The organism is Oceanospirillum beijerinckii DSM 7166, from assembly GCF_000422425.1.
GTDB classification, from domain to species: Bacteria; Pseudomonadota; Gammaproteobacteria; order Pseudomonadales; family Halomonadaceae; genus Oceanospirillum; species Oceanospirillum beijerinckii.
This window is the reverse complement of record NZ_KE383828.1, coordinates 83,506-99,084: the sequence shown is the minus strand read 5'-3', so window position 1 is coordinate 99,084 and position 15,579 is coordinate 83,506. Positions and strand designations below refer to the sequence as shown.

Here is a 15,579-nt window from a genome sequence, read left to right as displayed (position 1 = left end):
GTAAACACGTTAGAACCTGGTGGGGTTAATCCACTTTTAAACCATGCCAGCAGTAGTGCTTATTGGCTTTCTGGCTCACTAAACCTTCATCCATAAAACGCTTGAATAGGGCATCCGTTTCTTCGCTGTCAATCTTAAGGAAAGAAGTCAGGGCTTTCTTGGTACAACTGACTTTATTATTTTCCAGTGCATCAATTGCTTGCTGATAAAGGCTTGGCGGTTCAATAACGTCTTCTACTTCAACAGCATCTTCCACATTATCATCTACAACAACCTGATGGGTCAGCAGTTTCGGTGCATCCTGCTCATCATCGTTATCGATGGTAATGGGTTTTACCTGACGAAAACCCTGGCGGAAGCGATATTCCTCACCAATCAGGCCAATAAAGAATGCAGCAAAGAAGTCCAGTAGTACAGACAGGAAAACCACCAGTCCCAGCCTGGCAGATTGAGTATCAATATTCAGCGCTCTGGCCAGACTGTCGATCAACCCCAGTACTGAACCCTGGCTTACCACGGGGAGGCTATCCCGCTCCTGGGCCAGCTTTTGCTGCTTCAGGCGCAGCTGTTCATTTTCACTCTGGATGCGTTTTAAACCTACGGCGATACGGCTCATCTCAATATATTTTTTCGCCGCTTCATTGTTCAGCTGAATCTGTTGTTCAATGGTTTCAATCTGGTGATTGAACGCATTCACTTTAGCCTGCTGTACATTGACATGATTTTGCGCTTTATTGGTAGCACTATTGATACCACCGACGGAGCCGCCAATAGAGATGGCCGCCAGAATGCCGTAAAACACCAATGCCGAGAGGGCACCACCAAAGTTTTTTCTGGAGCGACGTTCGCCGAACTCATACCACGCAAAAAACTTACCCAGCTCAAAGATGATCGCCAGGCTGCCAAACAGTGCCATCATCACCCAATCATCATCGATGGATAAAAACAGCAATAAAGAAAAGAAAATGGAGGTCAGCACTGAGGCACTGGTTAGGAAATAAACAACCACCATAGCAAATGTTGATTTGGGATATCGAACGGGTAACTTGTCGTTGTATAACATTTCGGAATAGCTATCTCTGACCATAGTGAGCTGCAGGAGAAGAGATTCCTGCAAAAAAGGCGCTAGGATACCGGAATATTCGCGAAAATCTATAAATTACTATCTGATTTTAAAGCTTTTTCTCGACTAAGCGGTATTTGACCTATCTTCAGGTAGTTTTGCGGATGAGTTTAGTGCAGGCCTGGACTCTATTTTCGTTAATTACGACTCTGCTTCTTTCTCAGGGCTGCGATTAAAACACCTGCAATAATTAAAATCATACTGAAGAAGTGCAGCATTGTGATTTGTTCACCCAAAAACAGGAATGCAGCCAGACCACTAAACACAGGTAAGGTGTAGTAGGTTACTGAGGACTGGGTTGGCCCTATTTTTTCTATGGCCTGACCCCAGACGATAAAGGCAACCAGTGATGCCATAAAGCCGACATAGAAAATGGCACTGAGGCCTGAGCTTGTCATTTGGGTAATGCTAAAGGAGTGAGTCTGGGCTTCCCATAAATAGAAAGGTAACAGGAGCAACATACCTAATAAAAAAGTCGAAAACTGGAACGCTATGCTGCTCAGTCCCTGAGGTTTATATTTGACTAGAATACTGTACCCGGCAAAACAAATAGAAGCGAGTAACATCCAGATATCTCCCTTGGCCAGGGTCAGTGCCAACAGGTTATCAAGCTGACCTTTACTTACCAGCAATAAGACCCCAAAAATCACCAGGATAATACCCAGAATTTTGTTCATGCTTAACACTTCTGTCAGGAAGATGCGCGCCAGGATGATCACGAAAATAGGGAATGTAATAGCAATCAGAGAGAGATTGATCGCTGTTGTACTATGGCTTGCGATATAGATCAGCGTATTAAATGCGGTAACGCCAAGTAAAGCACAGACCATAAGATAGGGAAGGTGGCTTTGAATGATCGCCCAATCTTTAATGGTTGGCTTTAATGCAAAAGGTAGAAAACAGGTGATGGCGACCAGCCAGCGCCAATAGGCTAATGCGATAGGTGGTATCGTATCCATCAACCCTCTGGCAACGATAAAATTACCAGACCAGATAATAGTGGCGGCTAAAGCACAAAGATAGCCCACAAGTGCGGGGTTGATGGAAGTTTTTTTCACAGAGCTCTCCTGTTTCATTGTAAGATGTTTAACCCCGGAATGCAGGGTTGTCAGTATACCCCTCCGGGCCAGAAGCATAGAAGGTTTCAGAGCAAGCTTTGTTCAGCCGTAAGTCTTTTCAATGCACTGCACTGCACTGCACTAAATCTGGGTTGGAGATAAAAGATTGACCAGATAGACATGAGAATATGGCCCAGTACTGCCATAACGTTATCCGTTTGACCCACTTAAAAGAGGTTGATTTGCTTAATTCCAAGTCCCTTAGCTGTTTCGTTGTTACCCTCGGTTTATCCCTGATGAGTAGTCTGACGTGGGCACAACAACGCCAATGCCCTGAGTCTGGCGCACAGGTTGATGTTGAGCTGAAAATGCACTCAGCGCCTGTCAGCTACAACCATAGATTAAGTGCCAATCAGATCAGAAGCTTAACTCAGAACCGCAAGCCTTTACCGGGAGCTAATTGGGAGCAAGCGGGCTTAACCAAGACGAAGGAAGAATACAGCCTGCGTCTCTCGGTCCGGGCTATCGACCTGGGGAATGGCGGCTATTGCGTGATGCTGGATAAAATTCAACTGGGTCTTGGATACAAAGAGATGAAAGTCTATGTGAACCGCAAATACCTGAGAGGGACTTGCGAGTATGACTCCATTCTGCGCCATGAAAACCTGCATGTTCGAATTAATCACGACGCTATGGATTACCATGCGCCAAGAATTCTTCAACAACTTAAGCAGTATGCCAATAGTATTGGGCCCTTGTATACACGCTCACCGAAAGAGACCAATAAACGGCTAAAACAGCTTCTCGGTCAAAAGATGGCCCAATTACATAAACCTATGGTAAGTGAGCGCCGTCGTCGTCATGGTGAGATAGATACGCCTGATAACTACCGATCAGAGCAAGCCCGTTGTACCAATTGGCATAGCTAATATTGCACCAGAAAGTAGCAGATACCGATAGAGTGAACAGTCTCGATTAGCTGTTCGGGTAAATTGAAGGAAAAGGCGTTGGCAAGTATGAATAGTCCGGATGGCAAGTCAGGAAGAATACCCTGATACACGATTCTTCCTGGCTAAAGAAAAGACAAATCTACAGCTTACGGGAGATAATCTCCATAAGCTGTTCCAAATAGTGTTGATCGGTATTGTCAAAATCATTCAGCTGGTCACTATCGACATCCAACACGAGGGCGACCTTTCCATCTTTGAATGCAGGTAGCACAATTTCAGATTTTGAATCACTACTGCAAGCGATATGACCCGGAAAAGCATCCACATCGGGTACAAGTATTGTTTGACCCTGTTCAAAAGCAGCTCCGCAGACGCCACGCCCTTTGGGAATTCGTGTGCATGCGATCGGGCCTTGGAAAGGACCCAGTACCAGCATATCTTCTGATTTCACCAGATAAAAACCAACCCAGAAAAAATTCATACTCTGCTTAAGGGCTGCTGCGATATTGGCCAGATTAGCGATCAAATCGTCTTCACCTGAAATCAGAGCTTCAAGCTGTGGAAGCAGTTGCTGATATTGGCTGGTTTTATCCGCGCTATTATCAAAATTAAGTGTTTCTGTCATGGGGATCGTTCTAATAGTGACTGTGAGTATTGCCCATTGGAGCAGTTACTTTAATGTAAACAAGACGATAATACTCGTTTAACCCCGGATCCGCAAAGCTAGCGGGGGACAGTACTGATAAGCTAAATGACAGTAGACAAACAAGACAAAAGCAAGGGATATGCAGTTAGAAGTCAGTAAAATCAATGAGGTAAGAGGAGTCAATAAGGTGAATATTTATTCTGGCGTCTGTTGACACCAGAATGGCTGTTCTATCCTAAAAGTGAAAAACTACTTGGACGTATCGGCTAGCAGTTGATCAATACAGTTCACCACTTTAAGGCTGGCATCTTCCATAATTTGCAGATGACGCAACATCTCTTTTGTGTTGCCCGCCAAACCCGCTTTAAGTGCATCACGACCCGACTGATGTACCATCTTATGAGGCTCGTCCAGATTACGGAAACTGGGTAAATGACTGTAATGTTTTGCGCCATATCCCTCAAAGTACCATTTACCCAAGCGACATTCTGTGTGTGCATTAACCACTTCGTCAAATGCCTGTCGATCGACATGGCTATACACCTGGTTTTTCCATACAGCATGATCCAGCTTAACGGTATTCAGGAATGCTGCGGTGGTCGCATTGCTAATAACAGCCTGCATATGTTGAGAGCGATCCAGCACCTCTTCAACAACATGATCAATCTGAGCAGAGGAGGCCGATACCTCCGCAGCACTTTGTTGGTTTTCATCAACCATGGTTTTAATACCATTAGTTTGAGTGATAACCTGCATCACAAGCTTTTCAATGCCGCTGCTTGCTTCGTGGGCTTTTGCGGCCAGCTGACGTACCTCATCAGCCACTACGGCAAAACCGCGTCCGGCTTCACCGGCTCGCGCAGCCTCAATGGCAGCGTTAAGCGCCAAAAGGTTCGTCTGATCCGATATTTCCTGAATGGATGAAACCAGCTTGCTGATAGAAGTTGCTGTTTCATCCAGTACTGACACGGCGGACATGCTTTTACCAGCGTGATCATTGATGTGATTTGCTCGGGTTTGCAGTCTGCCTAATGCCTGACGGGTTTGTTCAAAGATGCCGTCAAGCTTTTTCTGCTCTTTACGCTCTTCTACCAAATTTTCTGCGGTACTTGCCAAACCTTCACGAATAGTGCCCAACATGGCACCGCCTTTTAGAATGCAGGGCATAACCCGGCTATAATCTTCTGAGGTCTTTTGAACATGGCGAATATGATTTTCCTTTTCGGCAATAAGCTCCTGAAGCTGATTGATCTCATCCTGATGCTGTTTTCTGAGTTGCGCCAGCTCTTCTTTCAGCCGGTCGTTTTCTTGCTTGAGCTTACCGTTGAATAGCATGATATCCTCTGACCCTAAAGTAGGTTATGTGTAAATAAAGTCGCGCAATTATGTTTTTTATTTATATTTTATTGCCTTACGTACGTATTAGAATAGATACTGAGCTTGGTGTCTTTACTCATTGTTACCTACGCTTACTAATAGTGATGCTTTTATTGATCAAGGTCAAAAAATATTTGGCTATATTGAAGAAGCTTAATCAGAGTGAAGTTAAATTGTCATGACTACCATGGCATTGAGCGCTTAGAGCGAACTTTTATCCAGGGTGGGGTGAATATGTTAGGTATTGTTTTTACTGAATTTGTTGAAATGGTAGAGGAACGTTTCTCCGACGATGTGTTGGATGATGTGTTGGATACGCCAGATCTTAGCACCTCAGGAGCTTATACCTCTGTCGGCTACTATGAACATACCGATATGATTAAGATGGTAGTGACATTAAGCAAAACAGTTAACGTCCCCATTGATGATCTGATCTCTGCTTTTGGCGAACACCTGTTTGGTAAATTAGTTGCCAGGTACCCTGTATTAGTGGAAGACCAGAATAATGTACTGGATTTTCTGGAAACCATCGATTCTGTCGTACATAAGGAAGTGCTAAAGCTCTATCCTCAAGCTGAACTCCCCAAGTTTTCCACTGAACGCTTATCTCCAGATCAATTACAGATGACATATCGCTCTAAACGGCCTTTCTCTCAGCTAGCCCTAGGGTTAATCAAGGGATGTGCCCAACATTTTAAGCAACAGGTGGAAGTCAGTTACTCATCGTCAGATACTGATGACTACTATTCTACCACTTTTGTGATTATGCTCAGTTATGATGGATGAAGCGGAGCGTTATAAGCGCAGATTACAGAGGGAAAAAGCCGCCAGGAAAGAAGCTGAGATGCTGTTGGAAGCCAAAGCGTCTGAGCTTTTTATGGCCAATGAAAGTCTGAAAGCCCTGCTAAAGTCTCAGGAGTCTCTGATTACGGAGCGTACGGAAGAGCTACAGCGAGCCCTGCAAAGTGCAGAGCAGGCTAATCAGCATAAAAGCTCATTTCTTGCCAATATGAGTCATGAAATTCGTACGCCAATGAATGCCATTATAGGTTTAACCTATCTGGTATTGGATAGCCATCTGGATGATGAGCAGAGAGATTATCTGCAGAAAATCCAGTTGTCAGCGCGGAACTTGCTGGCATTAATTAACGATATTCTGGACTTCTCTAAGATTGAATCCGGCCATATGGCTATTGAACGCACTGAGTTCAACTTGGATGATATTCTTGAACAGATCTTTACCGTCAATCAGCAGAAGGCTGAAGAGCGGGGAATTGATTTTCTGATTACCCGGGATTGCTCAATCCCTGACCATCTGATTGGTGACCCTCTGCGCCTAAGCCAGATTCTGACCAACCTGGCCAGCAATGCTATCAAATTCACCCCTGACGGCCAGGTTAATATCAGTGTTAAACCGTTACAGCAAAGCGAACAAACCCTCATCTTACGCTTTAGTGTTACTGATAGTGGTATTGGTATCAGTGAAGCTCAGCAAGAAAAGTTATTTGATGCCTTTACTCAGGCAGATGACAGTACAACCCGTCATTATGGAGGCACCGGACTGGGGCTGGCGATCTGTAAGCAGTTGTGTGCTTTGATGAATGGTGATATCCAGGTATCCAGTGAACAAGGTAAAGGTAGTGTTTTCACGGTTGATATGCCTTTTGAAATTGCCTCGGATACCGTAGGTGTGTTGCATGGTCAGGATGTCAGTGCAGGTTCAGTTATCTCCGGGACTCAGAGCGCCAGAGAGTTTTCTTATGACCGCTCAGATGGGGCTGAAGAACCTCTCTGCAGTGATAACACTATTTTGTTAGTTGAAGACAATGCAATAAATACTCAGGTCAGTGTGGCTCTGCTTAAAAAGTATGGCTTTGAGGTCATCTGTGCAGAAAATGGTATCCAGGCCCTGGAGTTACTTGAGCAGAAAAGTGAGCAGATTGATCTGGTGTTGATGGATGTTCAAATGCCCGTTATGGATGGCTATACGGCTGCACAGGAACTTAGGAAACAAGACCGGTTTAAACAACTACCTATTATCGCGCTGACTGCAAATGCTATTTCTGGTGATCGGGAAAAAAGCCTGGAAGCGGGTATGAACGATTACCTGAGTAAACCCTTAGAGCCGGAAAATCTTTTTAATATGCTAAGAAAATGGTTACCGGATCAACCTCAACAATCAACCACAACTACGGAAGAGTTTGCACAAGTGGAAAGTTCGGGTCTGTTACAACTCAATATTGATACTAGAGTGCTGGATGTGCCGCAAGCACTGGAAAGAATTCGAGGAGATGAAAGCCTCTATTTAATATTATTGGAGATGTTTGCCACTGAGTATCGCAGTATCGATCAGCGCTTTAATCAGCTGATGCAAGCTCAAGATCCTGTTGAGATAAAAGCAGTCGCACATGGCTTTAAAGGCGCAGCAGCCTCCATTGGCGCAAAGGGGTTGGCAACAGTTGCCGAAGAGATAGAAAAAGTATCTTTAGAACACTTTTCAAATGTTGGTACCTGTTTGCAGCAGTTAGTATTAGCCTGGAAGCAGTTTATTACGGTATTTGAACAGGTTGAGCTGTGGCAGGAGAGTCAAGAGCAACCTGAAATTGATCCTTCTGCTGATAATGATCTTGGCCGTTTGCTTGAAGATAAAATCCCTCACCTGATTGAAATGCTTGAGTCTGGTGATACTGATTGCCTTGAGTTAATGGGGCAATTACAAAAGTCCAGCAGTGGTTCATCCTGGCAGGAAACTATCGAAGATATTGCCAACGAGGTGAATCAGTTCGAGTTTGATCAGGCACTGTCGTTACTGCAAGCTTTGCACCAACAACTGGATATTGCGTAACCGGGTCATTAGCTTAAGTGATCTGGTAACGGCAGATTAAACCTGCCGAACGAAGCATTTTTCGGCATAATAGCGGACGCAATTCCTTAATAGATAACGGTTTTAATGTGGAACTATTAAATACTGAGTTTTTGGGGCGCCCTTTACGTTTAGAGGCCTCAATGGCAGGCTGGCAGGTTTTATATTGGGATAATAAACCTGTCGCTGGAAAAAATGCGGATGGTAACGCTGACGGTGATTTTGAACTGAATTTCGAGCTGCTGCAAAGACAGGGTGATAACGAGCAGAAGATCAGTTGCAGCCTGCGCTTTAACTTAAACTGGCAACCCTTTGACTTTAATTACCAGTTAACGGTCAACGATGGCTTGGTTACAGAAGGCCAGCGTGGTGTACAGGATATTGAGCGTCAAACTCCGACGGTAAAGCCAAAGGTGAAAAGGGATACCAGTATGATCGGTATGCTTTCTCTGGGGTTTAAGCTGTTCAAGAGTGCCAAGGTGATCAAGGTAGTACTGGCAGGCGCCAGCCTTGCAGCCTATTCCTGGTTATTTTCACTGCCGTTTGCTCTCAGTCTGATCGCCTGTTTGGTTGTACATGAATATGGCCATGTTCGGGCAATGAAGTACTTTGGCATGCCAACAAAAGGGATCTATCTGATTCCATTTATGGGAGGACTTGCGTTAAGTGATGGCAAGATTAATACCCGCTGGCAGGATGTCGTAATCTCTATGATGGGGCCGTTTTTTGGCCTGGGAATGTCTGTGTTAGCCTTATTGGCTTACTGGATCACAGGAGAGATCTTTTTCGCCGGTATAGCTGCATTTAACAGTCTGTTGAATTTATTTAACTTGCTACCAATTTTGCCCTTGGATGGTGGTCACATCTTAAAAAGCGTCAGCTTTTCCATGAATAGTGTGGTTGGATTAGTGTTATGTGCACTCGGGGCAGGACTGGGTGTCTTAATCAGTTATAGCCTTGGCTTAGCATTGTTAGGTTTCTTACTGCTGATTGGCAGTGTTGAAATCTTTTTTGAATGGAAGCATAGGCATCAAAGCCACCTGTTACCACTGGATCGCTATGGCCAGATTGTATCGGTTATCTGGTATCTGGCGACTGTTTCAGGTCTGGTCGGCATTATTATCTATCTGGCGGGAACAGGAGACTCCATTCTAGGCCTGCCGCTAAAGATTCTGAATAGTTGATTCTGCTTGTTAGCTGATAAATGCGTTATGACGAAACAGGCGGTCATTTGACTGCTTGTTTTGAGTCCATTTATATAGGCACTAACCAAAAAATTCTGACATTTATATCCTTGTGCTCTCCGGGCCGCAGGCCAGAAAGCACAGAAATATTTATGCCGGTGTCCTAACGTGTTGGATGCATCGGCTAAGTGGGGCTTCTACTGGTAACGTTAAATTACGTGCTCTGCTTTTGTGGAATCTAAGCTAAAGCCACTTTGTATTAATGCTAAACACTGGTCGGGGGCTACGGGAGGACTATAAAGGTAACCCTGAATTAACTCACAGTGTCTGGCTAATAAAAAATCAAGCTGAATACTCTCTTCAACCCCTTCCGCAACAACACGCATACCTAAACCGTGGGCCATCTGAATGATCGCTTCTGTCATCACCGTTTCATCACTGTCATGACAGATGTCCATAATAAAAGTGCGATCGATTTTAAGTTTATCGATTGGAAACTGCTTCAGGTAACTGAGAGAGGAGAAGCCGGTACCAAAATCATCCAGAGCCAGGTTAACTCCCAAAGCTTTTAGGGATAACAGGCGTTTTCTTACCCAATCCAAATGTTTTACCGCCACGCTTTCGGTAATTTCCAGTTCCAACCACTTTGCAGGTAGCTCTGTTTGTTCCAGAGTGTGTTTAACCTGCTCGATAAAATTATCCTGATTGAACTGGATGCTGGAAACATTGACAGCCATCTTGACCGGGTGCCCGGCATCCAGCCAGGCTTTTGCCTGTAAACAGGCTTGTTGTAACACCCATTGTCCAATGGAGACTATGAGCTGACTTTCCTCTGCAATAGGAATGAAGTGGAAAGGGGAGATAACGCCTTTTACCGGGTGTTGCCAGCGGATTAGGGCCTCTACACCATAGACAGCACCTGTTTCAGGATTAACCTGCGGCTGGTAAACCAGGAAGAACTGGTTATGTTTTAACGCACTGCGCAGCTCTTGCTCCAGTTCCAGCTTTTCGTTGGCTCTCTGTGTCATCTCTGCTTGGCAGCATTGATAACCATCACGTCCTGACTGTTTTGCCTGATACAGGGCTACATCAGCATTCTTTACTAGCTCTTCGGAGCTGGTGCCGTGTTGAGGATAGAGAGAGATACCTATACTGACCGTGAGATTAACATTGCGATCCTTCACGGCCATAGGTCGGTAATGAAAGTCATTGATCAGGCTTTCTGCCAGTAGTTCTGCTTGTTTTTTTAAACAGTCGGGGACAACAAGTAGAAACTCATCCCCGCCGAAACGGCTTAAAAGAGCACCTGTGGGTAATAGGTTTTGCAGTCTTCGACCAACCACTCGGAGAACCTCATCGCCAAAGGGGTGTCCCAAAGAGTCGTTAATGGTTTTAAAGCGATCAACGTCAATAAATAGCACGGCCAGGTTTTGCCTGCGACTGATCAAGCTGGCCAACGTCTGCACAAAATCTAAACGATTGGGTAAATCTGTCAGCGGGTCGTGGTAGGCCAAATGGCGAATCTGCTCTTCCTGTTGCTTGCTATGAGTAATATCACGTGTCGCGCCGCGCATGCCCAGTACTTGTCCATGGGTATTTTTGATCGGGACGGCACTACTTTTGTACCATCGAATCTCACCTTTACCCGTTGAGCAACGGAACTCAATATCATAGAAAGGACGCCTTTCGTTGATGGCATCTTTAAAGGCAGATCTCACGCGTTCGGCATCTTCTGTGTATACGTGCTGAAAGCAGGAATGGCCAATATAGTTTTTGGGCGTCGGATGATAGGAGAGCGCTTCATTTCTTAAGGCATGCCGGTATAACTGTTGATCATCCCGGGAAATATAGGTGTAACACCCCTGAGCGTCGGTTTCCCACACAATCTCATCAAACGCAGCAATAACATCCTTAAAACGTTTTTCACTGTCTGAAATATGTTGATATGCCCTGGACACCTCGGTGTAAATTTCCTGTAATTCTCCCGTAAACTGCTGCGCACCTCTGGTATCCAAATCACGGCCCTTAACCCGATGCAGGAAAACACTTAAGCTCTCCTGAAAGCGGCCAACCACCAGGTGGGTGCCCAACAGTCCGACCAGGATAATCAGAGAGAAAACTGGCAGCTGCTTGAGCATGACCTGCCAGAACATCTGTTGAAAATCCTGTGCTGCTACATTAGCCCAGATGTGACCAATAGCATGCCCATCACGAATAATCGGATGAATAATAGCTAATACTCTCGCCTGACGGGTTTGGGAAAAAGAAGTAAAGCGATAAGGGCGCAGTGTGTCATAAACAATACGTGCCTTGGAAGATTCTCGGATATCTTTCAATCCAAGACGATCGAAGTTAGGCCCGAATGCAACAATACTCTGTAGGCCCTTGCTGTAAAAACCTGCACCATAGCCAGGAAACGCCTGAAGTAGTTGCTCAATAATAGGCTGTAACTGCTGATTAAGGTGACCCTGTTGCTCTTCGTATGATGCTAACTGCTCTGGTATAATCAAACTTTGATAGCCTGATAACTGCTGATCCAGTAACTCTGTCATGGATTGCAATTGCGTAAACTGACGTTCTTCCATATCCTGCCACATTTGATAGGTCTGGATAGCAAAAGTACCAATTGCTGTAAAAATAATTAACAGCATAGTTAGTAGGTGAATCTTGCTTTTAATGGATAGATAACGTGTCATTAGGCTTATGGCTTCTTTATAAGGGGGGTTTTTTATTATTTAGGGATAATTGCATTAAGCTTTAGGCATATTAATTCTACCGATTTAGTCGCTACTATTCCGGCGAAAAAAGTATGTTTTTTGTAACTTTGGTTTAACTTCCCATCTTAAAGAACGATACACATTCTATACCTAAACATTGTGTTTATCTGGAATGACAGCGCATATCACAAGCTTCCCTAGAAACTGAGTGGCTACCCTCGAAACACTAAAAGAGTAGAATTGCATGGAAAACATCGACATGGCGACTAATCGCTTAGTGGCACCTAAATGGATAGCAGACTTAAAGCAGGTTTTCGGCTTTGATGGTTTTCGTCATGGGCAGGAGCAAACCGTTCAACAGCTGTTATCGGGGCATTCTTCGTTAGCGATATTTCCCACCGGCTCTGGTAAATCCCTGTGTTATCAGTTTACCGCGTTGCAGTTACCTAATCTGACACTGGTTGTATCGCCATTATTAGCATTGATGAAAGATCAGCTTGAGTTTTTGCAGAAAAAAGGCATTCCAGCTGCGAGTATCGATTCGACGTTAAGTTCTGAACAGCATCAGCAGGTGATGTTGCAAATTCGCTCCGGTCAGCTAAAAATTCTTATGGTGTCGGTCGAGCGTTTTAAAAACGAGCGTTTCCGCCAGTTTATCGAAACCATACCTATTTCTATGTTGGTGGTTGATGAAGCTCACTGTATCTCGGAGTGGGGTCATAACTTCCGTCCGGATTATCTGAAGCTACCCAGCTATCAGCAGCAGTTAAAGATTCCTTTGGTGTTGCTATTGACCGCTACGGCGACAGCCAAGGTTAAGCGGGATATGGCGCAGAAGTTTAATATTTTGCCACAGCATATCGTTCAGACAGGTTTCTATCGCAATAATCTGGATCTAACTGTTTTGCCTGTTAATACTGGCGCTGGTGGCAAAAAGCAGCAGCTATTGTCACTGGTGAGTCAGCAACAGGGCAGTGGTATTGTGTACGTTACGCTGCAAAACAGTGCTGAGCAGATTGCTGATTTTTTAGCGCAACAAGGTATCAATGCGCAGGCTTATCATGCGGGGTTGCCCGATGAAAAACGCCAGCAGATTCAACAGGATTTTATGTCTGGTAATGCCCAGGTGATTGTCGCGACTATTGCCTTTGGTATGGGCATTGATAAATCCGATATTCGCTTTGTCATCCACTTTGATCTGCCAAAATCCATTGAAAACTACAGTCAGGAGATTGGTCGGGCGGGGCGTGATGGTCAGTTGTCTCACTGCATTACTCTGGCTGAGCTGGATGGTATTCCGGTGCTGGAGAACTTTGTCTACGGTGATACGCCAGAGCTTAATGCGGTTGAAGCCGTAATCAATAATATCCGTACTGAAGCGGCAGATGATAAATGGGAATTGCAACTTGTCACTCTGTCTAATGCTACCAATGTACGCCAGCTGCCGTTAAAAACACTCTTGGTTCAACTTGAGTTGATGGGCGTTTTGCAGTCGCTTTACTCTTATTTTGCCGAGTTTAAGTATCGTTTTTCTGTTAGTCAGCAGGATATCTTGCAACAGTTTCAAGGGGAGCGTCAGGCATTCCTTCAGGCTGTCTTTAAAAACACCGATATGAAAAAGGTCTGGGGACAACCAAACTTTGACCTTATTTACCAGCATTATGGTGCAGACAGGGCAAGGGTGATCAGTGCGCTGGAGTATCTACAGGAAAAAGGCATGATAGAGATGTCTGCCAGCAAGATGACAGAGGTTTTTCGGGTTGATAGTGAAAAAATCCATTCGGAAGATCTGGCGCAACAGTTACAGCAGTACTTCCATGATAAGGAAACAAAAGAGATCCAGCGTATCGGTACCTTAGTACGCTTTTTCCAGTTAGATCGCTGCCTGAGTTATAACCTGGCCCGTTATTTTGATGATAGAGCTGCACCGGAGCAGTGTGGTCATTGCTCGGTTTGTCGTGGTCAGGTCGCCAAGTTGGATTATAGCCAGCCACCAAGATGGCCCGATGATTCTCAGCTGATATCTAACCTGAGCGGATTTATTCAGCATCTGTCCTCTAAGACAGGAGAGCAAACCAGCCTGGAAAGCTGTTGTCGCTTTCTGGCTGGTTTGACCGGCCCGGTGTTTACTCGTAACAAAGTGCGCCAATCACCCGGTTTTGGCAGTTGTGAAGCGCAGAGATATACTGAGATTCGAGAGAAAGTGCTCGCTATAAATGTGTTGTAACGTCAGTATGGCTCTGCTGATTAGGTCGCTTGAGGCTATTCACCATTCTCTTGATCATGCATCATCTTGTGTAAGCCACTGGCAGATACGTCGAGTGGCTTCTACAACGGGGTAACAATAAATTTCCAGGAACGCCTGATCAACCGGGTTGCCCCTTGCTACTGCCTTCAAAGCTTCAGCCCCGTCGAAGTCGACACAGGCAATACGGGCAGAGAACTCATTATCGGGACGGCCAAAGACACTGCCCGGTAAGCAAGCCACCCCGGTTTCAGCCAATAGGCGTTCGCACATCTGCATGCTACTGGTAATGCCTTTCGCTTCAATGGCCGTTCTTAAAGGTTCAAAATTCGGGAAAAGGTAAAATCCACCTTTTGGCTCTGCCAGCTCTACACCGATCGCAGTGAGTTGACGCCAGGCATCCGTGCACAATGCGGCCAGAATTTCCCGGCAATGTTCCAGATAACTATCCATTTCTGCACTTTGTTCGTAGGCCTTGATTGCTGCAAACTGAATCGGTGCTGAAGTGGAAGTAAAGGTCTCACTGGCTACAGACGTCATAGGCTCCGGCAGCCAGCTGAGGCTTTCAGGAAAAACAAAGGCACCTAAACGCCAACCTCCGGCCCCGGCCCATTTACTGATGCCATTACTGATAATGGTGCCTTCAGGATAGAAGCGGGCGATAGAGACATGATTACCGGAAAAAGTGACGCCGCCGTAGATCTCATCAGATAAGATTAACACCCGATATTTTTTAGCGACTTCTGCGATCTCTTTTAGTTGATCCTCGCTATAAGTCATGCCTGTAGGGTTGCCGGGATAGTTAAGAATCATCAAACGGGGCAGATCGGGATCAGTTTGACACAGTTTCTCCAGCTCGTCGGGCGTGACACCTAAACCGGTTTCTATCGCCGTTGGCAGCCAATGTAACTTACGACCAATAATTCTTGCTTGGGGCGCATAGGACACCCAGCTTGGCGCTGGAATCACCAGATCACCATAATAGGTGAGCTGCAGAATAAACATCAGCTCTTTTGTACCTGGACCAACTAATACATGATCAGGGTTGTAGTCCAGACCCTGAGTGCGTTCATAATAATCAACAATGGACTGCCGGAGTGCAGGCAGGCCTTTCACCATCAAGTAGTCTTTTTGAAAGGCATTCTCCTGTAAAGCTTGAGTCATAATTTCAGGCACAGGGAATGGAGACTGACCCAGACCCAACTTAAATACCTCATGGCCGTCTTTTAGCATCTGTTTAGAAAGGTCGTTTATCGCAACGGTCGCAGATTGACGCATACCGCGAATATTCAGATTAATATGCGTTGCTGGAGAAAAAGCTCTATCAAGATCCATACTTAAATCCTTTTGGGGCTATGCTGAATAATAAGAAAAAGATAGCTCAATATTTGTTACTGACACCAGGTAAGCATATTG

General features: G+C 45.1%; 11 protein-coding genes. 5 read left to right on the top strand and 6 right to left on the bottom strand.

Features of this window, described 5'->3' with window-relative positions; genetic code table 11:
- Positions 1-25 precede the first annotated feature (25 nt).
- Positions 26-1,087, bottom strand: coding sequence for a hypothetical protein (locus H579_RS0119135; protein ID WP_211224757.1), 1,062 nt, complete (start codon positions 1,085-1,087; stop codon positions 26-28).
- A gap of 173 nt (positions 1,088-1,260) precedes the next feature.
- On the bottom strand, positions 1,261-2,181 hold the full coding sequence (locus tag H579_RS0119130; RefSeq protein WP_028301990.1) for a DMT family transporter: 921 nt from the start codon (positions 2,179-2,181) through the stop codon (positions 1,261-1,263).
- Between the two features lie 296 nt (positions 2,182-2,477).
- Here H579_RS0119130 and H579_RS0119125 point away from each other — a divergent pair, with 296 nt between their 5' ends.
- Positions 2,478-3,110: a hypothetical protein gene (locus tag H579_RS0119125; RefSeq protein ID WP_157834666.1), complete on the top strand. Its 633-nt coding sequence runs from the start codon at positions 2,478-2,480 to the stop codon at positions 3,108-3,110.
- Between the two features lie 160 nt (positions 3,111-3,270).
- On the opposite strand, the gene H579_RS0119120 is transcribed toward H579_RS0119125, so the two are convergent.
- Together H579_RS0119120 and H579_RS0119115 are read right to left on the bottom strand one after the other, a co-directional pair.
- Entirely contained in the window at positions 3,271-3,756 is a 486-nt protein-coding gene (locus H579_RS0119120; protein WP_028301988.1) for a GAF domain-containing protein, read from the bottom strand.
- 270 nt (positions 3,757-4,026) lie between these two features.
- Positions 4,027-5,112, bottom strand: coding sequence for a methyl-accepting chemotaxis protein (locus H579_RS0119115; RefSeq protein WP_028301987.1), 1,086 nt, complete (start codon positions 5,110-5,112; stop codon positions 4,027-4,029).
- Between the two features lie 204 nt (positions 5,113-5,316).
- Here H579_RS0119115 and H579_RS0119110 point away from each other — a divergent pair, with 204 nt between their 5' ends.
- From H579_RS0119110 to H579_RS0119100, 3 genes are all read left to right on the top strand, one after another.
- Entirely contained in the window at positions 5,317-5,940 is a 624-nt protein-coding gene (locus tag H579_RS0119110) for a heme NO-binding domain-containing protein (RefSeq protein ID WP_157834665.1), read from the top strand.
- Complete coding sequence (locus tag H579_RS26635; protein ID WP_084624234.1) at positions 5,930-7,999, top strand: ATP-binding protein; 2,070 nt, start codon at positions 5,930-5,932, stop codon at positions 7,997-7,999. Before H579_RS0119110 ends, H579_RS26635 begins: the two co-directional genes overlap by 11 nt.
- A 161-nt stretch (positions 8,000-8,160) precedes the next feature.
- Positions 8,161-9,201 carry a site-2 protease family protein gene (locus H579_RS0119100; RefSeq protein ID WP_157834664.1) on the top strand — a complete coding sequence of 347 codons (1,041 nt, stop codon included), beginning with the start codon at positions 8,161-8,163 and terminating at the stop codon, positions 9,199-9,201.
- 209 nt (positions 9,202-9,410) lie between these two features.
- Here the strand turns inward: H579_RS0119100 and H579_RS28155 are convergent, their stop codons facing one another.
- The gene (locus H579_RS28155; protein ID WP_051227935.1) at positions 9,411-11,897 is read right to left on the bottom strand and encodes a putative bifunctional diguanylate cyclase/phosphodiesterase; all 2,487 of its coding nucleotides are present in this window, start codon (positions 11,895-11,897) and stop codon (positions 9,411-9,413) included.
- Positions 11,898-12,162: 265 nt separating this feature from the next.
- Between H579_RS28155 and H579_RS0119090 the strand changes: the two genes are divergently transcribed.
- On the top strand, positions 12,163-14,145 hold the full coding sequence (locus H579_RS0119090) for a RecQ family ATP-dependent DNA helicase (protein ID WP_245583310.1): 1,983 nt from the start codon (positions 12,163-12,165) through the stop codon (positions 14,143-14,145).
- Between the two features lie 54 nt (positions 14,146-14,199).
- On the opposite strand, the gene H579_RS0119085 is transcribed toward H579_RS0119090, so the two are convergent.
- Positions 14,200-15,498 carry a pyridoxal phosphate-dependent aminotransferase gene (locus tag H579_RS0119085; RefSeq protein WP_028301983.1) on the bottom strand — a complete coding sequence of 433 codons (1,299 nt, stop codon included), beginning with the start codon at positions 15,496-15,498 and terminating at the stop codon, positions 14,200-14,202.
- Between the last annotated feature and the right edge of the window lie 81 nt (positions 15,499-15,579).

Excerpts from the sequence above, each read along its gene's own strand:
- H579_RS28155 (WP_051227935.1), bottom strand. The coding sequence starts at position 11,897 with ATGACACGTTATCTATCCATTAAAAGCAAGATTCACCTACTAACTATG.
- H579_RS0119115 (WP_028301987.1), bottom strand. The coding sequence starts at position 5,112 with ATGCTATTCAACGGTAAGCTCAAGCAAGAAAACGACCGGCTGAAAGAA.
- H579_RS0119085 (WP_028301983.1), bottom strand. The coding sequence starts at position 15,498 with ATGGATCTTGATAGAGCTTTTTCTCCAGCAACGCATATTAATCTGAAT.
- H579_RS0119125 (WP_157834666.1), top strand. The coding sequence starts at position 2,478 with ATGAGTAGTCTGACGTGGGCACAACAACGCCAATGCCCTGAGTCTGGC.
- H579_RS0119120 (WP_028301988.1), bottom strand. The coding sequence starts at position 3,756 with ATGACAGAAACACTTAATTTTGATAATAGCGCGGATAAAACCAGCCAA.
- H579_RS26635 (WP_084624234.1), top strand. The coding sequence starts at position 5,930 with ATGATGGATGAAGCGGAGCGTTATAAGCGCAGATTACAGAGGGAAAAA.
- H579_RS0119135 (WP_211224757.1), bottom strand. The coding sequence starts at position 1,087 with ATGGTCAGAGATAGCTATTCCGAAATGTTATACAACGACAAGTTACCC.
- H579_RS0119100 (WP_157834664.1), top strand. The coding sequence starts at position 8,161 with ATGGCAGGCTGGCAGGTTTTATATTGGGATAATAAACCTGTCGCTGGA.
- H579_RS0119090 (WP_245583310.1), top strand. The coding sequence starts at position 12,163 with ATGGAAAACATCGACATGGCGACTAATCGCTTAGTGGCACCTAAATGG.